36 protein-coding genes and 1 tRNA gene are annotated in these 23,525 nt (G+C 66.7%); 21 read left to right on the forward strand and 16 right to left on the reverse strand.

The genetic code is table 11. The features are described 5' to 3' along the window. The first annotated feature begins 23 nt into the window (after positions 1 to 23). Complete coding sequence (locus B3Z70_RS15105) at positions 24 to 221, forward strand: hypothetical protein (protein ID WP_292022208.1); 198 nt, start codon at positions 24 to 26, stop codon at positions 219 to 221. Then, positions 222 to 518, forward strand: a complete 297-nt coding sequence (locus B3Z70_RS15110) for a type II toxin-antitoxin system RelE/ParE family toxin (protein ID WP_292022205.1) — start codon at positions 222 to 224, stop codon at positions 516 to 518. It begins immediately after the preceding gene. Here the strand turns inward: B3Z70_RS15110 and B3Z70_RS15115 are convergent. From B3Z70_RS15115 to sppA, 3 genes are all read right to left on the reverse strand, one after another. After that, complete coding sequence (locus B3Z70_RS15115; protein WP_292022203.1) at positions 515 to 1,276, reverse strand: N-acetylmuramoyl-L-alanine amidase; 762 nt, start codon at positions 1,274 to 1,276, stop codon at positions 515 to 517. The genes B3Z70_RS15110 and B3Z70_RS15115 overlap by 4 nt on opposite strands. Before the next feature lie 12 nt (positions 1,277 to 1,288). Then, positions 1,289 to 1,612 (reverse strand): hypothetical protein, encoded by a 324-nt coding sequence (locus B3Z70_RS15120; protein ID WP_292022202.1) that lies wholly within the window; start codon positions 1,610 to 1,612, stop codon positions 1,289 to 1,291. 104 nt (positions 1,613 to 1,716) lie between these two features. Next, entirely contained in the window at positions 1,717 to 3,495 is a 1,779-nt protein-coding gene (sppA, locus tag B3Z70_RS15125) for a signal peptide peptidase SppA (protein WP_292022200.1), read from the reverse strand. A gap of 213 nt (positions 3,496 to 3,708) precedes the next feature. Between sppA and panD the strand changes: the two genes are divergently transcribed. Next, positions 3,709 to 4,065 carry an aspartate 1-decarboxylase gene (gene panD, locus B3Z70_RS15130; protein WP_135194957.1) on the forward strand — a complete coding sequence of 119 codons (357 nt, stop codon included), beginning with the start codon at positions 3,709 to 3,711 and terminating at the stop codon, positions 4,063 to 4,065. 127 nt (positions 4,066 to 4,192) lie between these two features. Here panD and B3Z70_RS15135 read toward each other — a convergent pair whose 3' ends face one another. Next, the gene (locus tag B3Z70_RS15135) at positions 4,193 to 4,993 is read right to left on the reverse strand and encodes an SIMPL domain-containing protein (protein WP_292022198.1); all 801 of its coding nucleotides are present in this window, start codon (positions 4,991 to 4,993) and stop codon (positions 4,193 to 4,195) included. A 214-nt stretch (positions 4,994 to 5,207) separates the two neighbouring features. On the opposite strand from B3Z70_RS15135, the gene B3Z70_RS15140 reads away from it, so the two are divergent. Then, positions 5,208 to 5,283: transfer RNA gene (locus B3Z70_RS15140), tRNA-Ile, on the forward strand. 49 nt (positions 5,284 to 5,332) lie between these two features. On the opposite strand, the gene B3Z70_RS15145 is transcribed toward B3Z70_RS15140, so the two are convergent. The 4 genes from B3Z70_RS15145 to B3Z70_RS15160 all read right to left on the reverse strand — a co-directional run bounded on the left by B3Z70_RS15145 (position 5,333) and on the right by B3Z70_RS15160 (position 8,683). After that, positions 5,333 to 6,379, reverse strand: coding sequence for a tyrosine-type recombinase/integrase (locus B3Z70_RS15145; RefSeq protein WP_292045822.1), 1,047 nt, complete (start codon positions 6,377 to 6,379; stop codon positions 5,333 to 5,335). A 5-nt stretch (positions 6,380 to 6,384) separates the two neighbouring features. After that, positions 6,385 to 6,579: a hypothetical protein gene (locus B3Z70_RS15150; RefSeq protein ID WP_165117885.1), complete on the reverse strand. Its 195-nt coding sequence runs from the start codon at positions 6,577 to 6,579 to the stop codon at positions 6,385 to 6,387. Continuing rightward, positions 6,576 to 8,183: a DEAD/DEAH box helicase gene (locus B3Z70_RS15155; RefSeq protein ID WP_292045823.1), complete on the reverse strand. Its 1,608-nt coding sequence runs from the start codon at positions 8,181 to 8,183 to the stop codon at positions 6,576 to 6,578. The genes B3Z70_RS15150 and B3Z70_RS15155 overlap by 4 nt, the downstream gene beginning before the upstream one ends. A gap of 62 nt (positions 8,184 to 8,245) precedes the next feature. After that, the gene (locus B3Z70_RS15160) at positions 8,246 to 8,683 is read right to left on the reverse strand and encodes a hypothetical protein (protein WP_292045824.1); all 438 of its coding nucleotides are present in this window, start codon (positions 8,681 to 8,683) and stop codon (positions 8,246 to 8,248) included. On the opposite strand from B3Z70_RS15160, the gene B3Z70_RS15165 reads away from it, so the two are divergent. Further along, a complete protein-coding gene (locus B3Z70_RS15165) occupies positions 8,668 to 9,276 on the forward strand; it encodes a hypothetical protein (protein WP_292045825.1) in 609 nt (202 codons plus the stop codon). The two genes, B3Z70_RS15160 and B3Z70_RS15165, sit on opposite strands and share 16 nt — an antisense overlap. 14 nt (positions 9,277 to 9,290) lie before the next feature. Here the strand turns inward: B3Z70_RS15165 and B3Z70_RS15170 are convergent, their stop codons facing one another. Genes B3Z70_RS15170 through B3Z70_RS15200 form a run of 7 tightly spaced genes read right to left on the reverse strand, consistent with a single transcriptional unit; the run spans position 9,291 to position 14,839 of the window. Continuing rightward, positions 9,291 to 9,797 (reverse strand): hypothetical protein, encoded by a 507-nt coding sequence (locus tag B3Z70_RS15170; protein ID WP_292045827.1) that lies wholly within the window; start codon positions 9,795 to 9,797, stop codon positions 9,291 to 9,293. Next, positions 9,797 to 10,927, reverse strand: coding sequence for a DNA polymerase III subunit beta (gene dnaN / locus B3Z70_RS15175; protein WP_292045828.1), 1,131 nt, complete (start codon positions 10,925 to 10,927; stop codon positions 9,797 to 9,799). Before dnaN ends, B3Z70_RS15170 begins: the two co-directional genes overlap by 1 nt. Then, on the reverse strand, positions 10,924 to 11,280 hold the full coding sequence (locus B3Z70_RS15180; protein ID WP_292045829.1) for a hypothetical protein: 357 nt from the start codon (positions 11,278 to 11,280) through the stop codon (positions 10,924 to 10,926). The genes dnaN and B3Z70_RS15180 overlap by 4 nt, the downstream gene beginning before the upstream one ends. After that, a complete protein-coding gene (locus tag B3Z70_RS15185; protein ID WP_292045830.1) occupies positions 11,280 to 11,948 on the reverse strand; it encodes a hypothetical protein in 669 nt (222 codons plus the stop codon). The genes B3Z70_RS15180 and B3Z70_RS15185 overlap by 1 nt, the downstream gene beginning before the upstream one ends. Beyond that, entirely contained in the window at positions 11,948 to 12,364 is a 417-nt protein-coding gene (locus B3Z70_RS15190; RefSeq protein ID WP_292045832.1) for a hypothetical protein, read from the reverse strand. The genes B3Z70_RS15185 and B3Z70_RS15190 overlap by 1 nt, the downstream gene beginning before the upstream one ends. Then, positions 12,364 to 14,307, reverse strand: a complete 1,944-nt coding sequence (locus tag B3Z70_RS15195) for a ParB N-terminal domain-containing protein (protein ID WP_292045833.1) — start codon at positions 14,305 to 14,307, stop codon at positions 12,364 to 12,366. The genes B3Z70_RS15190 and B3Z70_RS15195 overlap by 1 nt, the downstream gene beginning before the upstream one ends. A gap of 13 nt (positions 14,308 to 14,320) precedes the next feature. Further along, entirely contained in the window at positions 14,321 to 14,839 is a 519-nt protein-coding gene (locus tag B3Z70_RS15200) for a hypothetical protein (protein WP_292045834.1), read from the reverse strand. Positions 14,840 to 15,481: 642 nt separating this feature from the next. On the opposite strand from B3Z70_RS15200, the gene B3Z70_RS15205 reads away from it, so the two are divergent. Then, positions 15,482 to 16,057, forward strand: coding sequence for a hypothetical protein (locus tag B3Z70_RS15205; protein WP_292045835.1), 576 nt, complete (start codon positions 15,482 to 15,484; stop codon positions 16,055 to 16,057). Positions 16,058 to 16,098: 41 nt separating this feature from the next. Here B3Z70_RS15205 and B3Z70_RS15210 read toward each other — a convergent pair whose 3' ends face one another. Beyond that, entirely contained in the window at positions 16,099 to 16,716 is a 618-nt protein-coding gene (locus tag B3Z70_RS15210; protein WP_292045836.1) for a helix-turn-helix domain-containing protein, read from the reverse strand. Positions 16,717 to 16,763: 47 nt separating this feature from the next. On the opposite strand from B3Z70_RS15210, the gene B3Z70_RS15215 reads away from it, so the two are divergent. The 15 genes from B3Z70_RS15215 to B3Z70_RS15280 all read left to right on the forward strand — a co-directional run bounded on the left by B3Z70_RS15215 (position 16,764) and on the right by B3Z70_RS15280 (position 23,347). Then, on the forward strand, positions 16,764 to 17,075 hold the full coding sequence (locus B3Z70_RS15215) for a hypothetical protein (RefSeq protein ID WP_292045837.1): 312 nt from the start codon (positions 16,764 to 16,766) through the stop codon (positions 17,073 to 17,075). Positions 17,076 to 17,109: 34 nt separating this feature from the next. After that, a complete protein-coding gene (locus tag B3Z70_RS15220; protein WP_292045838.1) occupies positions 17,110 to 17,262 on the forward strand; it encodes a hypothetical protein in 153 nt (50 codons plus the stop codon). After that, positions 17,259 to 17,726, forward strand: coding sequence for a hypothetical protein (locus tag B3Z70_RS15225; RefSeq protein WP_292045839.1), 468 nt, complete (start codon positions 17,259 to 17,261; stop codon positions 17,724 to 17,726). Before B3Z70_RS15220 ends, B3Z70_RS15225 begins: the two co-directional genes overlap by 4 nt. Beyond that, on the forward strand, positions 17,723 to 17,962 hold the full coding sequence (locus B3Z70_RS15230) for a DUF6525 family protein (protein WP_292045840.1): 240 nt from the start codon (positions 17,723 to 17,725) through the stop codon (positions 17,960 to 17,962). Before B3Z70_RS15225 ends, B3Z70_RS15230 begins: the two co-directional genes overlap by 4 nt. Then, positions 17,959 to 18,414, forward strand: coding sequence for a hypothetical protein (locus B3Z70_RS15235; protein WP_292045841.1), 456 nt, complete (start codon positions 17,959 to 17,961; stop codon positions 18,412 to 18,414). Before B3Z70_RS15230 ends, B3Z70_RS15235 begins: the two co-directional genes overlap by 4 nt. Further along, positions 18,411 to 18,815 (forward strand): hypothetical protein, encoded by a 405-nt coding sequence (locus B3Z70_RS15240; protein WP_292045842.1) that lies wholly within the window; start codon positions 18,411 to 18,413, stop codon positions 18,813 to 18,815. Before B3Z70_RS15235 ends, B3Z70_RS15240 begins: the two co-directional genes overlap by 4 nt. Positions 18,816 to 18,885: 70 nt before the next feature. Further along, the gene (locus B3Z70_RS15245; RefSeq protein ID WP_292045843.1) at positions 18,886 to 19,536 is read left to right on the forward strand and encodes a hypothetical protein; all 651 of its coding nucleotides are present in this window, start codon (positions 18,886 to 18,888) and stop codon (positions 19,534 to 19,536) included. Next, complete coding sequence (locus tag B3Z70_RS15250; RefSeq protein WP_112863723.1) at positions 19,533 to 19,763, forward strand: hypothetical protein; 231 nt, start codon at positions 19,533 to 19,535, stop codon at positions 19,761 to 19,763. Before B3Z70_RS15245 ends, B3Z70_RS15250 begins: the two co-directional genes overlap by 4 nt. Continuing rightward, a complete protein-coding gene (locus tag B3Z70_RS15255) occupies positions 19,760 to 20,110 on the forward strand; it encodes a hypothetical protein (protein ID WP_292045844.1) in 351 nt (116 codons plus the stop codon). Before B3Z70_RS15250 ends, B3Z70_RS15255 begins: the two co-directional genes overlap by 4 nt. A 34-nt stretch (positions 20,111 to 20,144) precedes the next feature. Further along, positions 20,145 to 20,540 carry a helix-turn-helix domain-containing protein gene (locus B3Z70_RS15260; protein WP_292045845.1) on the forward strand — a complete coding sequence of 132 codons (396 nt, stop codon included), beginning with the start codon at positions 20,145 to 20,147 and terminating at the stop codon, positions 20,538 to 20,540. Continuing rightward, complete coding sequence (locus B3Z70_RS17220; protein ID WP_349679896.1) at positions 20,537 to 21,025, forward strand: XF1762 family protein; 489 nt, start codon at positions 20,537 to 20,539, stop codon at positions 21,023 to 21,025. Before B3Z70_RS15260 ends, B3Z70_RS17220 begins: the two co-directional genes overlap by 4 nt. After that, complete coding sequence (locus B3Z70_RS15265) at positions 21,018 to 21,245, forward strand: hypothetical protein (protein WP_292045846.1); 228 nt, start codon at positions 21,018 to 21,020, stop codon at positions 21,243 to 21,245. The genes B3Z70_RS17220 and B3Z70_RS15265 overlap by 8 nt, the downstream gene beginning before the upstream one ends. Next, entirely contained in the window at positions 21,242 to 21,583 is a 342-nt protein-coding gene (locus B3Z70_RS15270) for a hypothetical protein (RefSeq protein WP_292045847.1), read from the forward strand. The genes B3Z70_RS15265 and B3Z70_RS15270 overlap by 4 nt, the downstream gene beginning before the upstream one ends. Further along, positions 21,580 to 22,557, forward strand: coding sequence for a hypothetical protein (locus B3Z70_RS15275; protein WP_292045848.1), 978 nt, complete (start codon positions 21,580 to 21,582; stop codon positions 22,555 to 22,557). The genes B3Z70_RS15270 and B3Z70_RS15275 overlap by 4 nt, the downstream gene beginning before the upstream one ends. Beyond that, positions 22,550 to 23,347, forward strand: coding sequence for a hypothetical protein (locus tag B3Z70_RS15280; RefSeq protein WP_292045850.1), 798 nt, complete (start codon positions 22,550 to 22,552; stop codon positions 23,345 to 23,347). The genes B3Z70_RS15275 and B3Z70_RS15280 overlap by 8 nt, the downstream gene beginning before the upstream one ends. Positions 23,348 to 23,525: the final 178 nt, after the last annotated feature.

A 23,525-nucleotide genomic window follows, 5' to 3' on the forward strand; every position in this document is an offset into this window, starting at 1 on the left:
AACGAAATGGGTTATAGTCAGACATGGCCGAACCCGCCTCGAACATCGTCAGTCAGGAAAGCCCTGAGCGGCGCGAGCGCCGACTGACCTGGGAGCGCGCGCGTATCGCTGAAGGCGATGCCGACATCGCCGCCGGACGGGTCATTTCCGGCGACGAAGCGCTGGAATGGCTGGATCGCTGGGCCGCCGGCGAAGATCTCGAAGACCCCAGCCTTAGCTGAATGAAAGGCCCCTATCAGGTTATCTTCACCGCCCGGGCGCGCGGGGATCTGCTCGCGGTGCGGCGCTGGCTGCATCAACCCGGCAGCGGCCTGAAAGCGCGATTGCGATCCGCCCGCATCACGCGCGCCATTGTCGAACTGCAGTTCACGCCGTTCCGATGGCCTGAGCACGATGTCTCAGGCGTTCGGGAGCGCCCCATAGAGGGCCATCGCATCCTGTATCGTATCGACGACGGGGGCCGCACCATCTCGATCATCCGCGTCTTCGGCCCCTTCCAGGACCGCTCGCACGTTTAGTTCAACACGCCCGTCACGCTTTCGGCGCTGGCGAGTTGGAGCAGGCCGACCAGGCGGGCGCGGGTTTCGCCGTCGGCGACGCCGTCGATGCGACTGGGGCGCCAGTGACGCTGGAAGGCGCGGACGGCGGTTTCGGCATCCGCGTCATAGTCGCCGCCGGGTTTCAGGCCGTAACCCAGTCGGTGCAGACCGGCGCGCAGGACGATCACGCCGATGCCCTGATCGCCCTTCTGCAGCAGGCCGCCCAGGGCGTGGATGCGTTCGGGGGCGGGTTCGAACCACAGGCCATGACCGACCTCGGCCAGACGCCTCCAAGGGAAGCGTTCGCCGGGATCTTCCTTGCGGTCCGGCGCCAGGTCGGAATGGCCGATGATACGGTTGTCGGGGATCGTCCAGCGGCTGCGAATGTCGCCAATCAAGGCGATGACCGCCGCGATCTGGGCCTCGGGGAAGTCGCGATAGCCGAACTCATGGCCCGGATTGACGATCTCTATGCCGATCGAGGCGGCGTTGCAGTCGTCCTCGCCCTGCCAGACGCCGCGACCGGAGTGCCAGGCGCGGCGTTCTTCGGGAACAAGATGAAAGATACGGCCGTCTTCCTCGACCAGATAATGGGCCGAGACCTTGGCCTCGGGGTCGCGCAGGCGCGCCAGGGCCGCCTCGCCGGTCTTCATGCCGGTATAGTGGAGCACCAGCATGTCGGGCGGCGCACGGCGCGCGTCAAAGTTGGGCGAAGGCGCTTCGATGAAGGCGATCATGAAGGCGTCGGCTCAGCGGCCGTTGCGTTCCCAGCCGTAGGCGACCCAGGCGCCGTCCACCTTGTGCGCCTCGATCAGGTCGGGGTCGCCGGCGCGGCGGCGCGGCGTCATGGTGCGACGGGTCCGCATCACCAGACCGACCAGGAAGACCAGAACCCCGGCGAACAGGGCGATCACCGCTACCGCAGCGGCGGTGAAGACGGCCAAAACCGCGCCCACGGCCATGGCGGCGACGGCCGCGATCATGCCGGCGAGCCACATCACCGAGGCGACCAGACCGTTGGGACGGCGGCGGGCGGCGAAACCGATGGTGGCGAGACGTTCAGGCTGGAACATGGATCATCCTTTCAGGCGCTCCGGGGAACGCCTGAACCGCAATGTCGGTCCATCGGGCCCCGCGGTCAATGGACTGCGGCGCACGGCCGCGCTGCGAGGCCCCGTCAGAACATCGGCTGGTCGGCCAGGACCACGGCGCCCTGGCTGCGCATCCGGTCGCTGTCGATCCGCTGCATCACCGCCTGGGCCTGGGGATCGGCCATCACGCCGCCCAGCATGACCAGGGCCTTGGCGGCCTCGGTCTGGACGCCGAACATCTCCGAAATTGCCTGCCACGGCGACTTCTCCTTGGGGAAATGCTTGAAGCGCACGGACTGGTCGGCGGGAATCTTGGCCAACTGCTTGGCCTTGGCCACCGCCTCGGTCAGGCCGCCCAGCTGATCCACCAGCCCCAGCGGCAGGGCCTGGGCGCCGGTCCAGACGCGCCCCTTGGCGATCTCGCGCACCCGTTCGGCCGGCAGTTTGCGGCCCGTGGCGACGCGGCTGATGAAGTCGTCGTAGATGCGATCCATCTGGCCCGAGAAGGCCGCGCGCTGGCCCGGGGTGAAGCTTTGGCTTGGCGAGAAGGCGTCGGCGTATTCGCCGCCCACCGTCAGGCCGCGCATGTCCACGCCGAACCGGCCAAGCGCGTCGGCCAGCACGAACTTGCCGCCGAACACGCCGATGGAGCCGGTCAGGGTGGTGGGCTGGGCCACGATCCAGTCGGCTTCGGAACTGACCCAATAGCCGCCCGAGGCCGCATAGGCCCCCATCGAGACCACCACCGGCTTGCCGGCCGCGCGCGCCGCGCGCACGGCGGCCAGGATCTGTTCGGACGCCTCGGGCGAGCCGCCGGGCGAGGAGACGCGGAAGACGATGGCCTTCACGTCCTTGTCCTCGATGGCGTCGTAGATGGCCTCGGCCGTGTCGTCGGAATGGATGGAGGAGCCGCCGCCGAAGCCGCCCCCGCCGCCCCGGCCGGTGACGATGGCCCCCTCGCCGCCCACGATGGCGATGGCGTTCCGGCCCGAGCCGGCGCGCTCGCCCTTCTGGCTCAGATATTTGCCGAACTCGACGATTTCGGCGCCCTTGCCGGCGCGGGCCTTGACGGCGATCTCGGCCTCCTCGACCTGGCCGACCTTGTCGATCAGGCGGTTGGCCAGGGCCTGTTCGGCCGTATAGGGGCCGGCCTCGACCAGGGTCTTCAGCGCCGGGGCCGTGGTCTTGCGATCCTGGGCGGCGTGGCCCAGGGCGCTGTCGTAGATGGAGGTCATCCAGGCGGTCATGGCCTCGCGGTGCGGGCCGGTGTAGTCGCTCTGGGTGTATTCGTTGACGGCGTTCTTGTACTCGTAGCGCTGCTCGAACTCGGCCTTCACCCCATATTTCTGGAAGGCGCGGCCCAGGAACAGGCTGTCGGCCGAGAAGCCCACAGCCTGGAAGCCGGCGGTGTTCTGCATCCACAACTCCGACGCCGAGGCCCCGACCATATAGGTGGACATCACGGCCCCTGAGGGCACGAAGCCCTGGCTGTGGGCGACGACCGGCTTGCCCGAGGCGCGGAAGCGATGGATGGCCTGGCGCAGTTCGTCGGCGGTGGCGGGGGTCATGCCGCTTTCCGGCAGGCGGATCAGCACGGCCTTGACGCTGTTGTCGCCCTGCGCCTGCTGCAGGCCGTCGACCACCTGGGTCAGGGCCAGGCTGGAGCCGCCGAAGGCCGCGAACGGATTGGACGACGGCTGGTCGGTGATTCCGTTGCGCAGATCCAGCTCCAGCACCGTATTGGCCGGGGTCGTCGGCTTGGAGGTCGAGGCGACGGCGACCGTCAGCAGGACCACGGGAATGACGACCACGAACAGGATCAACCCGGTGAAGACACCAAGGACCGTCAGGAAGAATTGCTTCATCGGAGGGAAAACGCGCGCTCGCAGGCCGGAAATGGCCGGACCAGCATAGGGGGCGCGCCGCCGCCGTCAAATGAAGCTGTCGCAAGACGGGGCCGTCGCGGCCGCTCATGTTGCGATGCAGCGGCGGCGATTGATGCCGACGGCGGAAATCCCTATATGAGCGGCCTGTCGGCGCGGCCTGAAATCGCGCGTGTATTACGAGGAGACCGCACGATGCTGGTCACCCTGATGAAGTCCAAGCTGCACCGGGCCACGGTGACCCAGGCCGATCTCGACTACGAGGGGTCGATCGCCATCGACATGGATCTGCTGGACGCCGCGGGCATCTATCCGCACGAGCAGGTGGATGTGCTTAACATCACCAATGGCGCGCGCTTCACCACCTACGCCATCGAGGCCCCGCGCGGGTCGCGCGTCATCGGCGTGAACGGCGCCGCCGCTCGCCTGGTGCAGAAGAACGACAAGGTCATCGTGGTCACCTATGGCCAGATGCCCCAGGAAGAAGCCCGTCAGTGGAATCCGAACGTGGTGCTGCTGGACGACGCCAACGAGATCAAGCACGCGGGTTGATGCCGTCTCCTCCCCATGAAATGGGGAGGGGGAACGCGAAGCGGTGCAGGGGCTCTTTGCCACCCCACTGACCAATGAAAAAGGCCCGCCGTCGCCGGCGGGCCTTTCTTCGTTTCGGCCGATGCGATCAGCGGGCGATGTCGTAAACGCCCGAGATGTCGATCCGCACCGTCAGTTCGCCGGCCGAGACCGGGGTGCTGTCGGCCCGCTCCAACGACACCGCGCGGGCGGCGAACATCGGCATCGGCGGCTGGGGCGCATAGCCGCCGCCTTCCGTCAGGTTGCGGATGCCCGACAGTTGGACGTTCAGCGACTGGGCGTACAGCTGGGCCTTGGCCTGCAGATTGCGAACGGCCAGCTGGCGCGCCTGGTTCTCGGCCGCCGTGGGGTCCTTCAGGCCGAAGCTGATGCCGTCGATCTGGTTGACGCCGGCGGCGACTACGGCGTCGGCCGTCGTCCCGACCTTGGTCAGGTCGTTGATGACCACCGTCACACGGTTGACCGCCTGATAGCCGCGCAGCTTGGGCGGCTCGTTCTGCTGATAGTCATACTGGGCCGACAGATTCAGACCCGAGGTCTGGATGTCGCGTTCGGCGATGCCTGCGCGACGCAGAGCGGCGACAACGCGCGTCATCTGCGTGGCGTTGTCGCGCATGGCGGCCTGGGCGGTCGGCGCCTCGGTCTGAACGCCGAAGGTGATGGTGGCCATGTCGGGCGCGGCCTTGACCTCGCCATAGGCCGAGAGGTTCAGCGACGGCGCGGGCTGCATCATGTGCATGGCTCCCATTGACGGTTCGGCGGTCTGGGCCATGGCGCGCGGCGTGGCGGCGGCCATGAAGGCGGCGGCGGCGACCGCACCGCCCAGGGCCAGCGTCTTCAGCGCGGGCGTGGTCAGGCGGTTGGCGGGGGCCGTCAGGGTGCGGGTCATGCGGTTCGTCTCCGTATTCGATCCAGAAGCGACGGGGTCGTCGATCCGTTGCAACGACCTTGGCCGTTCTCGCCTGAATGAACGCCCTTCGCGGCTTTGCAGTTTCCGTTCATCTTCATGAATTCGACGAAAGACGACCTTCTGGCGCGCCGCCGCTTGGCAAGCCGCGCCCACGCCTGCTAGGCGAACCTCCTTCCGCCGAGGCGCGCCTTGGGGGCCTGTAGCTCAATGGTTAGAGCCGACCGCTCATAACGGTCTGGTTGGGGGTTCGAGTCCCTCCGGGCCTACCACCCCCTTTGTTTTGGACAGTGAAAACAAAGGGTTTAGACGGTTTGACACTCAGGGTTTGACACCGGCCGTTCTCTTTTCGGCCTTTTCGAGCTTGGCGATCGCCGTGTCTGCAAGCTTCGCCTGGTCCGCAGAGCGCGTGTAGGTCTCGACCTCGTCGAGGCTGGTGTGGCCCAGGACGGCGGCGATTTCTTTGGTCGTTGCGCCAGCTTCGGCCAGTCGCCGGCCCGCCGCCTTGCGCAGGCCGTGCGGGGTGCGGCCCATCACGCCGGCGAGCGTCGCGCGCTCCACGAACCAGCTAGTGAAGCCGGCCGGTGAAAACGGCTTGCCGTACTGGGTCAGGATGAATGTCATCCCGGCGCCATGCCGGGCGATCTCGGCCTTCAAACGCGGGTGGACCGGAATCCAGATCGGGACGTCTGTCTTGTCCTGAGTAACGGCGATTCGGCCGTTCTTGACGTGCTGCTGGCCCATGCCGACGACGTCGGACCGGCGGACACCCGTATAAAGCAAGAGGTACAGCGCGAGGCGTTCACGCGTGCCCTCCCCCCACTTCGCTTCGAACGTCTCGATCTCGGCTTCCGACCACGGGATGAAGCCCTTCGACTTGCGTTTGCGGGACTTGGTCTCGCGGACCGGGTTGTCCTTGCGCCAGCCCAGTTCGACGGCGACAGCGAAGGCCTTCATCAGACGCTTGCGCAGATTGCGCTGGGCGCCGGGCCGATCGGCCATCTGGTGGAAAATGCCGTTCAGATGCTGCGGCTCGATCGAGACTGCCGACCGGCCGCCCCAAGCCCCAGCCCGAAAGCGATCCAGGATCTGGCGATAGGTCTTCTGGGTCTGAGGCTCGAGATCGAGGAAGTCGGCCGAGCGATAGTATTCGACCATCAGGTGGTTGATCGAGCGCGGCTGGACTTTCGTCGCGGGGTCAGCCTTGGGCGCGCGGCCGTGCGCCACGGCATAGGCCGCCATGAACTCGGCCGAGCCTGGATCGCCCGGCAACCCCACAGTCGCGTAGCCCTTGCGGCGGTAATAATGGCGTATCCGCCCATGGCGGTCTTTGAACCGCTGGACATAGGCCAGGTCGATCGTCGCCATCCCGTTCATTGGGGCAGAACGTCATCCCACTCGTTCCGCCCGCTCGCCTTTGCTGCGGCGACGTCCATCCGGTCGCCCAACACCAAGCGAAACCCGCCTTCCTTGGGGAAGTCAACGGCGGCGACCTGATGGCCGCACTTCTCCATCACGCCCATAGCGCGCTTGATATCCGCTGCGGTGAAGGCGACGCGGCTGGTCATGCCGCCTCGTCGAGCAAGTAGCGGTCGACCAGACCTTGGAGTTTGCTCGCATCGGTTTGAGCCGCCTGCACGCCAAGCGCCGGATCGATGATGGCGTGAGCCTGGCTGGCCTTGACGCCCAGCACTTCCATGATCGGCGGGTCGGACCCGTCCTGGGCGACCAGATAGATGGCGGTTACAGGATCTGGATAGCAGCGCTGGCCCTCCCGATCGAGGCGGCCGATGCACTGGTGGTGGATGCCCGGCGACCAGTCGAGTTCGCCGAACACGACCGTCGAGGCGCGCATCTGAAGGCCATCGATGCCGGCGCCGGATCGCAGGCTCATGATCATCAGATCCGTTTCGCCTTCCAGGAAGGCGCGCTTGGTCGCTTCCTTGGCCTTGGGCGTTTCGGTGCCGGTGAACAGGCGCGGCTTGAGGTCCGCCAGCTCTTTCAGCCAGATGTCATAGACGGCGCGGTGCCAGCCGAAGAGCAGGATGGGTTCGCCCGATTCGACCAGAACGCGGACGGCCGCTGCGACCTGCTTGGCCTTGGCGACGCCGGTCGCTTGGCGGGCCAGCATGTCCAGTTTGCGCACGGCGTCGCCCCGCTCTGTGAACGCTCCGGTCGTTGCGGTGATGGCGAGGGCGCGCGCCGCATCCTCGATGCTGGCCAGGGCGTCGGCCGAGTGTTCGATCTCGCGGACCAGAATGTTCGGCCGGCCGTCACGATCCTTGGTCTTGCGGGTGAAGCTGTTGCAGTCCCGCAGATAGGCTCCGAGGGCGCGCGGGTCGTTGACCTTGTATTTGCCGTTGCCCAGCGCGGAGCACCATTCGCGCAGGAAGTCGGACTTCTCCCCGAGCACCTCGGGTCGCAGGAAGCGCATCACCTCCCAGATCTCGTCGCCGTAGTTATAAATCGGTGTGGCCGTCAGGCCCAGCTTCAGCCGGGCGACTTCAGCCAAGCGCAAGGCTGCCTTGCCCTTCTCGGCCTGCTCGCCGCGTCGCAGCTCCTGCATCTCGTCAAAGGCCAGCAAGCCGATCTCGGTCGCCTCCAGCACGTCGGCCCAGCCGGCGAGTTGGCTGTAGGCCAGGATGCGGACGTCGGGCGTCAGCAGGCCGCCTGAGGTGTTGGTCGGCGGCTTGCTCCCCTGAAGCACCTCGACTTGGAGCATGGTGAAGTCGCGCAGCTTCTGCGACCACTGTTCGCGAAGGTGGGGCAGGCACACGATCACTGCCGGCAGGGCGCCCTTGATCAGGGCGGCGGCGCCCGTGGTGTAGGTCTTGCCCTCGCCCACCTCGTCGCCGACCAGCAAGCCTCCGACGCGCTCCAGCAGAGCGACGGCGCGGCCTTGATGCTCGCGCACTTGCTGGCCGGGCCTGAGCCCGGTGAAGAGCGGGGGGAAATAGGGTTGCGTGCGGATGGTCTCGAGTTCGGCGACAATGCCGCGATAGCGGTCAGTCTCGCCGGCGAGACGTGCGCGATCCACCTCGGTCATGGCCAGCGGATAGCGGCTCTCAAACCACGTCAGATCCGCGCAGCGGTCGGGCGTGTCGGGGAAGGCATAGGGTCCGCCTGATCCCTTAGGAATGTGGGTGAAGATGGCCTTGAGCCGGATCTTCACGTGCGGCTCCAGCTGGTCCAGCAGCCAAGTGTCGTCCGTTAAGGAGAGTGAGCCGTACGTTCTCACAGCCAGGCCCTGCCCAAGCTGATGACGCAAAGCGGCTTGCCGTTGATTGAACCGGGTGCGCGGACGGCTCGGTTGGTCAGCAGGATCAGGTCCGTGACCTCGGGATGTTGGGCGTATCGGCCGAGCTGGCGCATGGCGTCCGCCTCGCGCGCCTTGTTCATCTTCACCTCGATCACGACGCCGAGGATGAAGAAGTCCGGAATGTCGCGGGTCGACAAGCGGTGCTCGGGTTTCAGGTCCGGCTGGATTTCGGCTGGCAGACGGTCCGTCAGCCATTGCCGAATCTGCGCCTGGCAAGCCTTCTCATCGTCGAGATCGAACCGACCGGACGACAGCCATCCGACCAGCGTGTGCACCAAAGGGCGAACCGGGTTTGTCATCGCTGGACACCGCAGTCTGCTTGTGCAGAAAGCGACGTATGACCACTCGCGCACAGATCATCACTTGGGCCGCATTCTGCGTGTTCTGCATCGTGCTGGTCTGGACAGCGATGTTCGGCGGTTCGGCTGAGCCTGTGTTGCAATGGATGGATCGCAACGAGAAAGCAGCCGCATGGGTGCAGGCGTTCGGTTCGATTGCTGCGATATTGGCGTCGGGTGCCGTAGCGGTGTGGGTTTTCTATCGGGAAGCCGAGCATCGGCGTGACGAGCGTCTCACCGCCCATCTTGAAACGCAGCTCGGCGCGGCCAGGGTCCTTCAAACAGCCATTATGACGATGACATCTGCCTTCGGAACCTGCCTCAAAAACACCGAAGCTGGTAATTGGACAATCTTTAAAGCGCGATTGATCGAGGAGGGGTTTCGTGTCGCCAGAGACCTGTTGATGTCTATCAATGGGACGGATTTGCCGCCTCGCCTGGAGCTTCAGCGCGGGGTGCTTTTCGCATCGATCGCAGGCGGTCTCGCATATATGGCGAGGGTGAGTGACGAATTGCCGGATCAGCCCCTCCGGTCCGCAACCGCATTGAGATCGTCCATTGATTCGCTTCGCGAGGTGCAAGCCATGGTGGACGAGTTCCTCTATTGATGCGGCCCTGAACATCATTCGCGCACCATGGCGTCGAGTTCGGCGCGCGATGCGTTCGGCAGTGGGTCTCGGCGCAGGATCGGGATAATCAGCTTCCCGCGCCGTTGCTTCGCCCGTTCGTTGGCGAGGTCGGTCTCGGCCCGATCGAGGCGGGCAAGGGCTGAGCGCGCGGCGGTACGGGCGGTGTGGGCCTTGGCGCGGCGGTCCTCGATCTCCTGCTGAAGGCGCGTCACCTCGGCGGCGGTGGCGTCGCGCTGGTCCTGGGTGAGGCCGGCCTCGGTGAGCAGCGCGGCAACCATCAAGCCCGCCCCTGTGGCCCGATACTCCTGACGGTCTGGGGCATAGTCCTCGGGCGCGGCGACAGGGGCGATCAGGCCCTTGCGCTCGAGGGCGGCCGTGGCGGCGCAGGCGTAGTGGCTTGCGCCGCTTGCGATCCGATGCAGGGCCATGACCTGGCTGCGGGCCAGCGACAGAGTGAAGGCGCCGGACGTCACATAGTCCTGGAAGCGGAAGTTGCTCATCAGACCCTCACCGGCATGACGATGTTGACCAAGCCCTCGGCGTTCTTCGCGCCGGGGCCGGGGTCGAGGCGGGCTGGGCTGCCGGGGTCGGTGACGCGGAACAGCATCTGGTCGGCGTCGGTCTGGTCCAGCAGGTCGAGAAGATATTTGGCGTTGAAGCCGGTCTCGAATGACGGTCCTTCGCCCCTGACCTCGATCTCCTCGGTCGCGACGCCGGCCTCCATATTGCGCACGGTCAGGGTCAGCACCTCGTCCGCGATCGTCATCTTCACCGACCGCGACTTCTCGCCGCTGATCAGGGAGACGCGCTTGATCGCCTCCTTGAACAGGGCGCGGTCGATGGTGATCTCGCGGTCCCACTGGCGGGGCGTGATCCGCTCATAGTCGGGATAGCTGCCGTCCAGGGCCTTGGTGATCAGGCGTCCCGTTCCGGTGTGAAGCGCGAGGCCCGTGCTGGCGACCTCCAGCGTCACCGCGTCCTTCAGATCGGCGAGGATCCGGCGCATCTCGTTGGCGGCCTTGCGCGGGATGGTGACCGACGGCATCCGTTCGCTGTCGCCGCACGGCGTCTGGTCGCGGACCATGCGATGCCCGTCCGTGGCGACGGTGCGCAGCACGCGCTCGCCCTCATCCGACACCATGCAGAGATGGACGCCGTTGAGGTAATAGCGGGTCTCGTCCGTGCTCTGGGCGAAGTGCACCCGGTCGAGAAGCCGGTGAAGCACGGCTGCGTCCAGCGTGAGCGAGACGGCCTCGGTGAGGTCGCCGCGAATGGGGAAGTCGCCGGCGGGCAGGACCGGCAACTGGTAGCGCGATCGGCCGAACTTGACCGTCGCGCGCGGGTCGTCGTGATCGGCCCACTCGATCGCCAGTTCGGCGCCGGGCGGGGCGTTGCGCGCGATCTCAGCCAGGGTGGCGGCGCTGACCGTAAACTCGCCCTCCTGGACAATCTCGGCCGGCAGCTTCTCGACGACCTCGATGTCCAGATCCGTCGCAGTGATCGACAAGCGATCGCCTTCGGCCCGCAGCAGGACGTTGGAGAGAATCGGGATGGTGTTGCGGCGTTCAACGGCGCTGACAACGCGGGCGGTCGCGCGTTGCAGCGCGGGTTGCTGGACAAGGACTTTCATTCGTCTTCCGCATCAAGGCATTCGTTGATCGTCAGCAGCTGGCGACGCAGGCTGCTGAGGTGTTCCTTCGCCGTGCTCATGACGGGGGCATCGCGATGGAGGGCGGCGTGAAGGTTGGCGGCGATTTCGGTTGCCCGGCTGGCCGCCTGAATGAGGCGTTCGCTGGGGCCGCTCTCATCCCAGTCAGGCGAGACGCCCTCAGCGTGGGTGAGTGCCGCTTCGCCCCAGTTCCGGGTCCAAGCGGCTTGTTCGGCCTCGCCGCCCCGGTCGATCGCCTTGTGCAATTCGTAGCGCGCCTGGGTCAGATTGCCGTCGAACGCCAAGTCGCGGTTGGATGGGATCATCGGGGACATCAGTAGTCTCCGACCGAGGTGACCACGGCATCCTCGTCCAGAACGATCTTGGTTCCGGCGGCATAGTAGGCGCGGATCCTGTCAGGCAGGCCGTAGTCACGCCCGATACGTTGGGTGTCCTTGAGGTCCCGTTTATCAAGCCGAGCGCTGCTGATCGTGCCGTCCTGGTTCAGCAGCAGGCTGTGCCGGCACTGGTACTTGTCGCGGGACGAATGGTGCTGCTCTTCGTCCAGATAGAGCCAGACCGAGCCGTACTCAGACCGCTCGACGATAACCGTGATGACCTCGCCATAGCCATCATCATGCCTGCCCTCGATCATGCCCTTGGCGATCTCCGACAGCTTGATCTCGGCGGGGGCTATGTTCAGCAGCTCGCGGATGTCTTCGGCCAGGCGCGCGTCGATCAAGGCGCTGGCGTGATCCGTGACCTGTTTCTCGATCATGCCGGTGACCAGAAGCCCGTAGGACGGAAGGTTGAGGTCGTTGACCGCAAGGCTGGCCTTCACCGCCTCTTTGATCTGTTTGCCGATGTCGCTGTAGCTGCGGAGCGCATCGTCGACCGCTTCGGTCACCAGCTTCCGGACGCGGGTCGCCACCTGATCTTTCACGAAGTCGGGGGTCATGACTTCGGCGACGGCCTTGTTGATCAGGTCAATGGTGTCCGCCATCAGGCGGCGTCCTTCATGTCGTCGGCCATGACCAGGCGGTTGCGGCGCAGGGCGGCTTGCAGGACGTCGCGGCCTTTGCCGTCGAGGTAGGCGTGGCCGATCAGGCGATCGCGGTCGTTGCCGGCGTCCAGGGCGAAGACGGAGACGGCGCGGCGGTTCTGCGTGTCGCCGTCGATTTCGAGGTCTTCGATCTCGACCAGTTCGAGGGCCTGAAGGCCGCGCTCACGCTGGATGTGACGGGCCAAGGCCTCGAGGTCGGGGAAGGCTTTCGGCTTGTCGGCGGGGTTCGCCGTCAGGATGGCGAAGCGGACGTCGTGGGACATGCGATATCTCCGGCGATACAGGTTGCGGGGTGCGGGGGTTGGGAAGTTATGGGCGGCCAGCAGGGCGGCGCCTTCGATCCAAGGGCGGTCCATCAGGCGGCCTCGTCCTGATCCGCGTCGGCGTCGGCCGTGCCGTCGTCGCCCGTCGGCGTGTCGCCGGCGGCGAGGTGTTCGTCGGTCAGGATGACGGCGCCCTCGTGGGTCCAGTCGAAGCCGTCCTCGCCGAACGCGACGCCATTGTCGTCAAGGAAGCTGGCCAGGATCTGTGCGGCCAGATCGGCGGCCTGCTCCTCCGTCAGATCGGGGCGGCGGTCGGCGGCGACGGCGGCGATCGCCTCGACGAACTCCTCTTCGCTGGGCGCGTCGGGTGCGGCGGGCGTCGGGGTCAGGACGCCGCCGGCGGCGTTGGCGGCGACAACGATCATCTGATTGATCGCCAGTTCCTGCTCACTCGGCGCGCCGTAGTGATCCCGGGTCTTGACCGTAGTTCCGTTGGCGGCTGCGATGATGCCTGAGGGCAAGGCCTGCCACGGCAAGGGGCGATCGAGGTCGCTGGCGATGCTGACGACTTCATCCGGCTGGCCCGCCTCCGGGCGTTCCTGGGCAGCGGTCAGAAGGCGCAGATGGCGCTGGCGCGCTTCGGCCCAAACCGCGTTGCGCGCTGCGATTGCGTCGGCGCGGTCCCGGTTCTCCTTATCCCGCTGCTCGGCGGCGGCGCGGGCTGCTTCTGCGAGCGCTGCGCCCTCTTCCGTAAGTTCGCCGATGTCTTCGAGCCAGGCGGTCAGATAGTGAGTTTCGCTGCTGGGCCACGGGACGTTCCGCGCATTGTTGACCTTGGCCTGTTCGGCTCGCAGGATGGCGTCGCGTTCCTTGCCGAGAAGGCCTTCCAGCGGGATTGGATCAGCGACAATCAGATGGTTGGCCTGGTAAGCGCGCCTGACCGTGAATCGGCCGACAAGAGGGTTGTGGGTCTTGGGGCCTTCGAGGCGAAGCGCGCCAATCTCGACAAGCTCTTGCAACTCCCAGGCATCAGCAGCCGACGCGGCGACTACGACCTCATTCCACAAGTTGCCCGGCGTGCTTTGTGACAGGGCGGCATGGGTCACCTCAATCCACGCGAGGCGGACCGTGGGCGTCATGTTGATCGGCTTCGGCGCATTGTCCTTCGCCGTCAGCTTCTGGCGGGCGTCGCGCACCGACAGGTGTTTGGGGTCGTCGCGGGGCAGAGTCATGCGCTGCTGGTCGGCCTCTTCCAGCTTCAGGAAGCGGCGATGCTGCTGGACGTGTTCGGGGGTGTAGCCGAGGCGTTCGGCGATCAGCTTGTTCTCGAAGCCCAGTTCCGCCAGCTGCTCGAAACCCTTGGCCTTCTCGATCGGGTTCAGCTTGCGACGCAGCAGGTTCTCGGCGATGGCGGCGAAGCGGGTTTCCTTGGCGTCGCGGTCCAGCAGGCGGGTCAGGATCGGCTCTTCGGCTTCCCAGTCGCCGTCGTTTATCGCCTCGCCGATGGCGCGCCAGCGGCGTTCGCCGGCGACCAGGCGATAGCGGGGCAGGATTTCATCGCCGGCCGGGGTCGTGACGGTGACGTAGGCGTCCTGAAGGTCGTCCTCGGCCATGGGCCGCACGACCAGGTTCTGAAGCAGGCCGTTCTTGACGATGTCGGCGCGCAGGGCGTCCAGTTCATCCTTCGCCTCGTCGCTGGTCCAGTCCTGACGGGCGTTGTCCGGATCGGGCAGGATCTGGTCGTGGCGCAGGGCCAGCAGGCCGTCAGGTAGGGCGTCGCCGCCTTCTGCGGTTTCGGCGCGGTTGATGGCCTCGAGCTGCAACAGGCCGTCCGACGTCAGGCCGTTGGCGAGCGGTTCGGCGAGCAGCAGGTCGGCGCCTTCGAGGATTTTCAGCGTCTTGGAGAGGTTCGACTTGTCGCGGCCGATGGCGGCTGCAAGCGCGGTCAGGGACGGAAGGGCGCGGCGGTCGGCGGGTGACGCAAGGGCGCGCAGGACGTCGGCGTTCTGGACGGCGAGGATGTTCAGTTCGAGCATGGTCAGGGTCCGGTCAGGCGAAGGCGCGCAGGGCCAGCAGGGCCGAGGCGATCAGGATGGCGATGATCAGGACGCGGGCGCCGGTGTTGTTTGGGCGCGGGGCCAGCGGCCCGCCGGCGGGGTCGCGGCGTTCGGCCTCGTCGGCGACATCGTCGAGGCGCAGGGCCGCGCCGAAGGCCCCGGCGAAGGCGTTGTCGGCGCGCAGCCGATGGGCGACGGCCCGCGCCTCGTCCGACGTCAGCAGGCGGTCGTAGCCCGGCAGGACGACGGCTACGCGGCGTTCGCGGGCGATGTTGCGCGCCGACAGGATGCACGGCTCGGTGTAGCAGGACGCCTCAAGCGCCAGGATGCAGTCGGCGACCCGGTCGAGGCCGGGGCGGGCTGACCGCGAAACCGCGGCGTCGATCCGGTGCGCCAGGCGCAGGGTCGATTTCGACGATAGCGGCGAGACCTCAGCAGCGCGTGCGATGGCGACCTTCGCTCGCCGCGCGGCGAACAGCATCATATGCCAGTAGCGACGCGCACGACGCACGGCATGCTCAACCGTCAGCGCTGCGATCCAGCGGTCGCCCCGGCGTCGTGCTTCGCGGGCGTGGTTCAGTTCATCACGGGCAAGCTCCCGATATCGGGATGCAAACTGAGATTCACGATCGGCAATGGTCCGATAATGGTCAGCTAGGTTCAGGCGACGAACCGGGTTTGTCGGGCAGGGCAGGACGTTGGACATGGCGCGGACGCTCCGAAATGAAGCGAAGTATGTGCACGGCATACCTAAGAGCGCAATAGAAAATATGCGGAGCGCATACCTACCAGTTGGGCGTCTACGTCAAAAACGGTCGTCGGATTAGTCGGGGGGACTCGACTCCGCTCCGGAGCTGGCGATTCGTTAACGCGACAGGAGGTGACCAATGGCGAGGAAGACCATTCACTGTGTCCAGATCTTTTGGCGGGTTGGTGGGCGGCTGGAAGGTGGACCTATCGAACAGTTTCTCACGGAGGATGCCGCGCGGGCCTACGGCGAGTTCAAGGCTGGCGATGCGTCAGGCGTCGCAGTGTTCACCCTATGCGGAGAGCCCGGAGCGGATCATTGGGATGAGGCGGAGGTGGTCGTCGTGCATGGGGATGCCCCAGCAGCCTAGGGCCATCTGTTCCGCTCGCGGATAGGCTGTGTAAGATGGATACCTGCACCAATGCAGTGGGCCTTGGAGGGGCAATGAAACATCTTATGCTTTTAGCGGCCTGCACGGCCTCAGTTGCTGTCGCCAGCTGCGCCACAATGCCAACTTCACCGCCGATTCCGTTGTCTTCGAGTTACGATCCGGCGGAGCAAGTTATTCGCCCCGGATCCAACTCGATATCAGGAAACGCCGTCCTTCGGACTGTCGGTGGCGATGTTCGGACGTGTGCGGGCTACCCGGTCACCATCGTGCCCGTGACAGCCTATGCTACCGAGAGGTTCACCGCGATCTATGGAAATTCCCAGAGTGGCTATATTCCGCTCAGCCAGGGAAAGACCTTTAGCCCCGCGAATCCTCACTACGAAAACGAAGCGGGCCGGACTGAGACGTGCGACAGTCAGGGCAACTTCTCATTCGCGAACATCGCTGACGGGTCTTACTACATCGTCACGATGGTCGTCTGGGGAGTCCCGCAGTCGGCATACTACACCGAGCGTCAAGGTGGCCCATTGTTTCAGAGGGTCGATGTCAGCGGCGGTGAGACCAAGCGAGTGGTCTTGACCCAAAACTAGTGTGAGTTGCGGCTGAGTTCCGATAACCCGGTTCTCAGCCGCTAGTCGTTTGTGCCTGTTCGCTTGAAGCTTTCCAACACGCGAAGAGCTGTTGGTTGATCTTCAGCAGGTATCGCTGCCCAAGTTTCGAGGACGCTGGTCGGCAAATCGTTCGGGTCATGATCTAGCAGCATTCCTGGCGTCGTCCCGAGCACAGGTGCGATCTTCACCAGCCATTTGTGGGACAGACTCATCCGTCCGACTTCAAGTTGCTGCACAACCGCTTTGGTTGAGTCGATCGCCGCAGCCACCTCGTCCAGCGTCATGTGCCGGAACTTCCGCCAAGCGCGCAGATAGTTATGCTCCATCCATACATTCTGCGCTTGTCGATGGCGGCTGTCGTTTCGCGCTGCGCATACTTTTGACCTTGCTAGTGAGTATGTTGATAGCATACCTTCGCCTGTATGAAGGTTCCTCCCGACATTAAGGCGGCTGATCTCCAACGGATCGGCATCAGCAAGCCCTACTCGCACCAGCTCATTAGCGGTGCGCGGATGCCATCTCTGCCGCTCGCTCTGCGCATCAAGGCTGAGCTTGGCGTGGCTGTTGAGTGTTGGTCCCATAATGGCGCGGCGTCCTCGTCTTCTGATGACGCGGTTGTGGCGCCCGGCGTCGATCATGGCGCCGAGAAAAGCTTGGCCGTTTTCTCCCCAGCCGGAGGTGCGGCATGATCGTTCTGGACCTTCCCTCGACGGCGGCGCTGGCGCTGGTCGCGCTGTGGATTTGGCGAGCCGCGCATAGGCGCTGGTCGCAGGCCCAACTTCTGCTCAGCGTGGACCTGTTCGAGGATGTCGCCGAACGGAGAGAAGCGGCGGCCGCGCTGGGCCTCAGTCCGAGAGCGCAGGAACGGCTGCTGCGACGATATTACGGCGCCGCTTCGTGGCGGCTGATCCGAGCGGCCGAGGCGCGCCAAGGGTTGTTCGAACCGGCGGCTGGCTCAGGCGGGCGGTCGTGCGACCCGGTGCATCGTCATGACTGAGTGCGACCAGATCGATCACCAGGGATGTGAGCGCATGAACCTGACGTTCGAGCGCATCGATGCGGTTGTCGACGGGGTCGGCCATGAAATTTCCTCCGGTGTTTGGCGACGCGGAGGAAACGCCGAGTCGCGGGCGGGTGGAAGCCCGCTCGCGGCGAAGTGGTCCAGGCTGGCGAGGGCGGCATGACCCCGACCGAACCCAATCGTTGGCTGAAGCTGAAGACCAAGCTGCTGATCAAGGCGTGCGGCGGGCTGGAAGAGGCCTCGGCCGCCTGCGAGGCGTCGTGCCGCCCCTATTCGGTGCCGCACCTGTCGCGATGCCAGAAGGTGGAGAAGCCCGACTTCCTGCCGATCGACATCGTGCATTGCCTGGAAGACTACTGCGGGCAGGCCATTGTGACGGGCGCCATGGCGGCCGCCCGGCCGACCGCGACGGGCGCCGGCTGTATTCGCGACGAGGTCAGCGACTGGGGCGAGCGCCACGGCGAGCTGTCCAAGGCCGTGCGACAGGCGCTGGCCGGTGACGACTTCATCGACGACCGTGAAGACCAGGCCATCCGCGCGATCATCGAACGGGGTCGCGACGACATGAACCACATCGAGGCGGCGCTGGATGCGCGGCGTCGGCGCGGATCGGCGGGTGCGGCATGAGCGCGAACGGGTTCAACGGCTGGGGCCTGGGGGTCTGTCCCACGACGCCCGAGGCGGACATGGCGGCGTTCGACGCCCTGCCGCCGGCGGTGCGGGCGCGGTTGCGCGATGCGCCGGTTCCTATCGCCAGTCAGCCGTTGCTGGCCTTCTGGCGCTCGGATGTCGGCGACGCCGGATCACGGCATGCCGCCCTGTGCGAGACGCTGGACGCCAAGTTGAGCGGGGCGGCGGCATGACCCGGATCGCGGATGTCAGCGCCCATTTCGTCGCCGAGAAACGAGCGATGCGCGCCAGCTGGTCCGCCATCGCGCGGATGACGGGCTGTTCCGAGACCGCGCTGCGGCGGCGGTTCGAGAACGGGGGCGTGGGGATGCTGGACGGGGCGGCGCCCGCTTCGCAGTTGACGGTGCGGGAAAAGGCCGAGCTGGCCCTGCAGCGCGCCGGGTTAAGGCGCGACGCCGCCGTGATCGTTGCGCGTCTGTGGCATTCCGGCGGCGGCGTGATTGGAAGTCAGGATCTGGCGAGGGGCGTTGCTGGCGGGGGTGCGGCCTATGATGAATGCAAGGCCGCCCGCACCGAGGCGAAGACCCGATTGGGTCTGACCTTCCGCGACAAGGGATTTGGTCTGACGGAGGGTGATCTGGTCGCCGTGTCGCGTCTGATCGGCGAATGGGAGCGCCGCCCATGAACCGTCGGCCGGCCATCGCGGCGCGCAAGCCAGCTGGATCGGTGCGCAGCCGGGCGGATTGGCGCGGCCTGGTCGAACTGGCCAAGGCCTGCGCCGACGACGCCGACGCAGGGTCGGAGGATCGGGAGGCCCAGCTGCGTCTGGCGCACCTGGGCAACCGGGTCAATGCGGCCTCGACCGAGGTGTTCGCGCGCGAGGCCGGGGCGGCGACGACGGACGCCGCGAAGGCTTTCGTGCTGGCGGCCAAGGCGTTCGCACGGCGCGAGACGCCGGGCGACCTGCGGCGTCGGCTGGCCGCCAGCGTGGCGGGCCTTTCGACCTTTCTGGATCAGCAACTGACCGGCCTGGCGGACCGGGATTTTCGACAGGCCCATCGCGGCCGTCCGGAGGTGTGGGGATGAGGCTCTTTACGTGGCGCTACCGGCCCTTGGCCTACTTGAGCGCGGTTTCGCCGTCGCGCCGGAGGCCCGCATGAGCGCGCAGATTTCCGCCGCCCATGTGGCGCTCGCGGTCGTGGCGGCGTGTCGGATGACGGGGGCGGATCCACAGGCCGTGTTCGGCCCTGCTCATGGCAACAAACGCGCGCGGCTGATCGCGGCGGCGGGCCTGATGACGGCGCTGAAGCTGAAGCCGCGCGATGTCGCCGAGGTGTTCAAGGTCGATCGGTCGCGGCTGGCCCCGTCCATGCTGCGCAACGCGGACATCGATGCGGATCACCTTCTGACCGTCGCCGAAGCGCTGCGGACTGGCGGCGTGCCGGATGGCGCGCGCCCTCAGCCAAAGGCGGCGGACGCGGATGCGTCGGCGCGTAAGCCCTCGCCGGTTCAGACGCGCCCGGATCGCCCGCTTGCCCCACCGCCTTCGCCCCCGCCACCGCCGCCCGCCCAGCCCCCCGAACCCGATCGCCCCCGTCCCGCCGCGACAAACCCGGTTCGTTCGCGGCCGACGCCGGCGCCGTCCGGCGCGGTCGAAACGCTGAAGGCCGTCAGCGACAACATGGTGCGCTGGTCGCGGATCTACCTCTCGCGCGGCGTGCCGATCGGCGACCTGGCTGACCTGTTTGACGTCGACGTCGAGGCGCTGGCTAGCCGCCTGAAGCCCGAACTGGCGAGGGCGGCATGACGCAATATCGCTATCCCAATGGGCAGATCGTCACGGTGATCGAACCCTTCTATCCGGCGTCATGCGACGGATGCGGATGGCAGGGTTCTTCCGGCGACTGCGGAACCGATAGCTGGGGCGACGACAGCGACGTCTACTGCCCTTCATGTTCGAGGAACGGCGCGGATTGCGGCAAGGCGGCTGAAGCGGCCGTCCGCATCAAAGCAAGCGGGCAGGCCGAGCCATGACCGCCGACATCGTCGAATTCCCCGCTCGCCCGGCCGGCGAGCCTGTCCGCGTGCGCCGCGTCGCGGCTGCGGGTGACATCGTCGTTGTCTGCCTGAACGCCACCGTCGGGCTGTGGGCGGCCTGGCCCGTCGCCGCCGTCGATGATGACGGGGTGGTGATGGGCGTCACCAGTCGCGCCGGCAAGATGCTGGGCGTCGGTCGGTTGAACTGCGCGCCGGACGTGCTGGCCTTCCGCGCCGCCGACCATGATCCGGAGGCCTTCGCCGCCCTGCGCTGGCGGACCTGGATGGATCAGGGCGATGCGGTGATCGCCTTCGCCAAAATCGCGAGGTCGCCAGATGTGTGAGCGATGCGACCTCCTGGCGGCCGAGCTGGCGCAGATGAAGGATGAGCTGGCCGAATGGCGGCGACAGGCGTCGGAAGAGCGCAACGTTGTCGTCCACGGCGAGCTTCGGGACCGCTGGTCCAGGACGCTGCGTCTGGCCCCGTTGCTGTCGCAGGCTGTCATCCTGCTGGTCGAGCGCGAGGGGCGCGCGGTCCGCTACGACGCGATCGCGAGGGCGACTTGCCGACACTTCGACGACCTTGCCGACCCCTGCACAAGCGCCAAGGTCACGGTGCACAAGGTGCGCCGGGCGATGGCGGCGGTCGGCATCAACGACGGGATCGAGACGGTTTGGGGCGTCGGCTATCGCATGCGCCCGAATGCAGCGGCCGCGCTGAGGCGGGTCGTATTCGGGCCTGACGTGCCCGCCATCGTCGAGGTGGCGGCATGACGAGCCTTCGCCACCAGCGGATTGGTCTAAGCGAGGCTCAGGCTTTTGTCCTGGCTCATCATCGTCATCACCCGCCGCCTGTCGGTCACCTCTTCAGCTTGGGGGCTTACCGCGATGCGGATCTCGTTGGGGTCGCCATCGTCGGGCGGCCGGTTGCGCGGATGCGGGACGATGGGCTGACGGCTGAGATCTCACGGCTGTGCGTGAGAAGCGATCTGCCGAGCGTCACGGATCGTCATGGGAGATCGCATGCCAATGGGACGGCGAGCTTCCTGCTGTCCCGTTGCGCTCGTGCCGCAATGGCCCTCGGGTATCGGAGGATCGGGACCTACACGCTGGCCCGCGAAAGCGGAGTCAGCCTGCGCGCGGCGGGATGGTCGATGATTGCCGCAGTCAAAGGCCGAAGTTGGGACACCCCGTCGCGCCGGCGCACCGATAGGCATCCGACCGAGGGCAAGCTCCTGTGGGAGTTGGAGCATGCGTGACCTGTTCGGCGAGACGCCTCGGCCGGCGGCGAAGGCGGGCGAGATCGCCCTGGCGATGGTGGTGCACGGGCAGACCGACAAGGCGTGGCTGCTGGCCGAGACCAACGATCGGCGCGACGCGCAGTGGGCGCCGAAGTCGCATGCGAAACGCGGCGAGGGCCGCGACGAGAACATCTGGACCATGCCGACCTGGCTGGCCCAGGAACGGGGGTGGATGTGAGTAAGCTTGGGGAGGCCGGCGCGTTCGAGGCGGCCTTGAACCTGCTGCGCGAGCAGCTGCGGGCGGTGGCGGACGTGCGCCGTCAGATCGCCAGCGATGAGGCGCTGCGGGCGGAAGATCCGAAGCATCAGCACGCGCTGATGGTCCAGACGCTGAACGAGATGGGGCAGCTGGGGCGGGCGATCAGCACGCTGGAAGCCGTCGAGGGCGGGCGGATTGTGGTCGCACCGGAGACGGTGCTGCGGCCCCGCGTGGCGGCGGCGGACCTGCCGCCGATAGAGCGGACCAGCGCCTTGGCCCTGAAGACGCCCAGCGCGCCGCTGGGGGCCTTGTCATGAGCGACGTGGCGGTGACGTGGGCCAAGGCGCAGGAATGCGTCGATGCGGCTGGCAAGAAGGATCGCAACGCCAAACAGACGCTGGTGCATCTGGCGTCCTACGTCGATGCGCTGGGCGTAGGCTGGGCCTCGGTGCCCGTCCTGGCCATGGAGATGGATGTCTCGGAGCGGTCGGTTCAGCGCGGCCTGAGGGCGCTGGAAGCCATGTCGCTGATCAAGGCGACGGGCGAAAAGAAGAACATGGAGGGGCGTCTGTACCCCTACTATCAGCTGCCGCTGGAGACGGGTCACGCAAGCACGGCGCGTCGTCGCAGGGCCGAACGGGCGGCGGCGCGGGGTGACAGGGTGTCACCCCAAGGCGGGGAAAATCCGGGGTCGCCGGGTGACACGGTGTCACCCCAAGATGTCGCATCTGTCACCCCACGGGGTGACACGGGTGTCACCCAAATAGGGAAGGGAATTACTCAAGGGTTTAAACCCTCCGCGAGCGTGCGCGCGAGTGAGGCTGCTGGGAAGGCTTGGGCGACGAAGGCGCCGGAGCGGGTCGCCCCGCCACGGGTCGAGGCGTCATGGCTCAACGCCGTCGAGCGCAGCCGTGAAACCGACGACCGGATGCTGAGCGCGGTTCGGGCCTGTGTCGCTCGTGATCCCGACTTCGGGCGGGGCAAGGCGATGAACCTGGACCGCTGGCTGGATGAGGATCGGTTCATGGCCTGGCTGCCGGACGACGGCGCGCTGGCGCAGGCCCCGATCGTCCTGGGCTGGGCGGGACCGGCGAACGTGAGGGCGGCCGTCATGGACGCGATGGGGGAAGCGGGCGTGGCCAGCTACCTCAACCACGCGGGCTGGGACGAAGGGCTCTGCGCGGTCGTCGCCGCGACGAAGATCGGGGCGCAGCGCCTGACGGATGGGGCGGGTTCGGCGCTGAAGGCGCTGGGCGTCCGGGTGATGACGAAGGGGGCGGCGCATGGGTAAGGCGGCGATGTCGATGCGGCTGAGCGCAGAGCAGCTGGCGCGCATGGAGGCCAGCCGGGCGCGGCGCGTCGCTGGTCCGGTCGAGGTGGTGGTGTCAGGCGTGACCCTACGCCCTTCGCAGCGGGATGCGCTGATGGAAGCCGAGCGTCTGGCCGGCGGCGGCCTGGCTGAGCGACGCAAGGCGGCCATGCTGGTCCGTCTGGTCGAGGGGCAGTTGAAGGCGGCGCGCGATGGGGCGGCCGTCGAGGCGGCGATCGAGGACACGCTGCTGCGGGCCGAGGCGCGCGGCGAGGCGTTCGAGGTCGAGACGGTGGCGGTCGGCGAGTTCCGGCGCGACGACAACGGCGGGCTGGCGCGGCTGAAGGGTCAGCCCGTCCTCGACGTTCAGACCGTCCGGCGTGCGCGGCGCATCGATGGGATCGCCAGCCTCTATCGGGCCGGGCACCTCGACGATGACCAGCTGCGGATCGCGGACGAGTATCGTCAGCTTGTCGAGGCGGCCCGCGCGCCGATCGGCGTCGCGACGATCGAGCCACGCGTGGGCCGGGCATGGGCGGATCCAGAGGCTCCAATGGCGGCGGCGATCGAGCGAGGACAGGCCGGCGCGCTGCTGTCGAGAAAGCACGCGGCGCTGACGCCGGAACAGGCCGCCGTGCTTCAGGCCGTCGCCGGTCGGGGTGAGAGCATTCGGGGGCTTACGGGCGGCGGTCGTCGGTGGCAGACGAATCGGTCGCTGCTGATCGAGGCACTTACACTTTCCGACAAAGTTCGATCGGTCGAGAAAATGTAGGTTGTCGGACGGGAACGCTAAGTGCATCCGTTCCCTCACTTCCAGAGGTGCGACCCCAGCCCGCCCGGCCCTGCCGAGGCGGGCTTCGCACTCCCCGCCCTGCGACCGGCTCGCATCACGGGTCCTTCCCCCTTCCCTGTGAGCAATACGGTCGTGCTGGGCGCGTAACTTCTCAAGC

The sequence above is a fragment of the Brevundimonas sp. UBA6550 genome, from assembly GCF_002434505.1.
Taxonomy (GTDB): Bacteria; Pseudomonadota; Alphaproteobacteria; order Caulobacterales; family Caulobacteraceae; genus Brevundimonas.

What these genes read in the sequence shown, in the direction of transcription:
- B3Z70_RS15105 (WP_292022208.1), top strand. Translation starts at nt 24, where the DNA reads ATGGCCGAACCCGCCTCGAACATCGTCAGTCAGGAAAGCCCTGAGCGG.
- B3Z70_RS15110 (WP_292022205.1), top strand. Translation starts at nt 222, where the DNA reads ATGAAAGGCCCCTATCAGGTTATCTTCACCGCCCGGGCGCGCGGGGAT.
- B3Z70_RS15115 (WP_292022203.1), bottom strand. Translation starts at nt 1,276, where the DNA reads ATGATCGCCTTCATCGAAGCGCCTTCGCCCAACTTTGACGCGCGCCGT.
- B3Z70_RS15120 (WP_292022202.1), bottom strand. Translation starts at nt 1,612, where the DNA reads ATGTTCCAGCCTGAACGTCTCGCCACCATCGGTTTCGCCGCCCGCCGC.
- sppA (WP_292022200.1), bottom strand. Translation starts at nt 3,495, where the DNA reads ATGAAGCAATTCTTCCTGACGGTCCTTGGTGTCTTCACCGGGTTGATC.
- panD (WP_135194957.1), top strand. Translation starts at nt 3,709, where the DNA reads ATGCTGGTCACCCTGATGAAGTCCAAGCTGCACCGGGCCACGGTGACC.
- B3Z70_RS15135 (WP_292022198.1), bottom strand. Translation starts at nt 4,993, where the DNA reads ATGACCCGCACCCTGACGGCCCCCGCCAACCGCCTGACCACGCCCGCG.
- B3Z70_RS15145 (WP_292045822.1), bottom strand. Translation starts at nt 6,379, where the DNA reads ATGGCGACGATCGACCTGGCCTATGTCCAGCGGTTCAAAGACCGCCAT.
- B3Z70_RS15150 (WP_165117885.1), bottom strand. Translation starts at nt 6,579, where the DNA reads ATGACCAGCCGCGTCGCCTTCACCGCAGCGGATATCAAGCGCGCTATG.
- B3Z70_RS15165 (WP_292045825.1), top strand. Translation starts at nt 8,668, where the DNA reads ATGACCACTCGCGCACAGATCATCACTTGGGCCGCATTCTGCGTGTTC.
- B3Z70_RS15170 (WP_292045827.1), bottom strand. Translation starts at nt 9,797, where the DNA reads ATGAGCAACTTCCGCTTCCAGGACTATGTGACGTCCGGCGCCTTCACT.
- dnaN (WP_292045828.1), bottom strand. Translation starts at nt 10,927, where the DNA reads ATGAAAGTCCTTGTCCAGCAACCCGCGCTGCAACGCGCGACCGCCCGC.
- B3Z70_RS15180 (WP_292045829.1), bottom strand. Translation starts at nt 11,280, where the DNA reads ATGTCCCCGATGATCCCATCCAACCGCGACTTGGCGTTCGACGGCAAT.
- B3Z70_RS15185 (WP_292045830.1), bottom strand. Translation starts at nt 11,948, where the DNA reads ATGGCGGACACCATTGACCTGATCAACAAGGCCGTCGCCGAAGTCATG.
- B3Z70_RS15190 (WP_292045832.1), bottom strand. Translation starts at nt 12,364, where the DNA reads ATGGACCGCCCTTGGATCGAAGGCGCCGCCCTGCTGGCCGCCCATAAC.
- B3Z70_RS15195 (WP_292045833.1), bottom strand. Translation starts at nt 14,307, where the DNA reads ATGCTCGAACTGAACATCCTCGCCGTCCAGAACGCCGACGTCCTGCGC.
- B3Z70_RS15205 (WP_292045835.1), top strand. Translation starts at nt 15,482, where the DNA reads ATGGATACCTGCACCAATGCAGTGGGCCTTGGAGGGGCAATGAAACAT.
- B3Z70_RS15210 (WP_292045836.1), bottom strand. Translation starts at nt 16,716, where the DNA reads ATGATCGACGCCGGGCGCCACAACCGCGTCATCAGAAGACGAGGACGC.
- B3Z70_RS15215 (WP_292045837.1), top strand. Translation starts at nt 16,764, where the DNA reads ATGATCGTTCTGGACCTTCCCTCGACGGCGGCGCTGGCGCTGGTCGCG.
- B3Z70_RS15220 (WP_292045838.1), top strand. Translation starts at nt 17,110, where the DNA reads ATGAACCTGACGTTCGAGCGCATCGATGCGGTTGTCGACGGGGTCGGC.
- B3Z70_RS15225 (WP_292045839.1), top strand. Translation starts at nt 17,259, where the DNA reads ATGACCCCGACCGAACCCAATCGTTGGCTGAAGCTGAAGACCAAGCTG.
- B3Z70_RS15230 (WP_292045840.1), top strand. Translation starts at nt 17,723, where the DNA reads ATGAGCGCGAACGGGTTCAACGGCTGGGGCCTGGGGGTCTGTCCCACG.
- B3Z70_RS15235 (WP_292045841.1), top strand. Translation starts at nt 17,959, where the DNA reads ATGACCCGGATCGCGGATGTCAGCGCCCATTTCGTCGCCGAGAAACGA.
- B3Z70_RS15240 (WP_292045842.1), top strand. Translation starts at nt 18,411, where the DNA reads ATGAACCGTCGGCCGGCCATCGCGGCGCGCAAGCCAGCTGGATCGGTG.
- B3Z70_RS15245 (WP_292045843.1), top strand. Translation starts at nt 18,886, where the DNA reads ATGAGCGCGCAGATTTCCGCCGCCCATGTGGCGCTCGCGGTCGTGGCG.
- B3Z70_RS15250 (WP_112863723.1), top strand. Translation starts at nt 19,533, where the DNA reads ATGACGCAATATCGCTATCCCAATGGGCAGATCGTCACGGTGATCGAA.
- B3Z70_RS15255 (WP_292045844.1), top strand. Translation starts at nt 19,760, where the DNA reads ATGACCGCCGACATCGTCGAATTCCCCGCTCGCCCGGCCGGCGAGCCT.
- B3Z70_RS15260 (WP_292045845.1), top strand. Translation starts at nt 20,145, where the DNA reads ATGAAGGATGAGCTGGCCGAATGGCGGCGACAGGCGTCGGAAGAGCGC.
- B3Z70_RS17220 (WP_349679896.1), top strand. Translation starts at nt 20,537, where the DNA reads ATGACGAGCCTTCGCCACCAGCGGATTGGTCTAAGCGAGGCTCAGGCT.
- B3Z70_RS15265 (WP_292045846.1), top strand. Translation starts at nt 21,018, where the DNA reads ATGCGTGACCTGTTCGGCGAGACGCCTCGGCCGGCGGCGAAGGCGGGC.
- B3Z70_RS15275 (WP_292045848.1), top strand. Translation starts at nt 21,580, where the DNA reads ATGAGCGACGTGGCGGTGACGTGGGCCAAGGCGCAGGAATGCGTCGAT.
- B3Z70_RS15280 (WP_292045850.1), top strand. Translation starts at nt 22,550, where the DNA reads ATGGGTAAGGCGGCGATGTCGATGCGGCTGAGCGCAGAGCAGCTGGCG.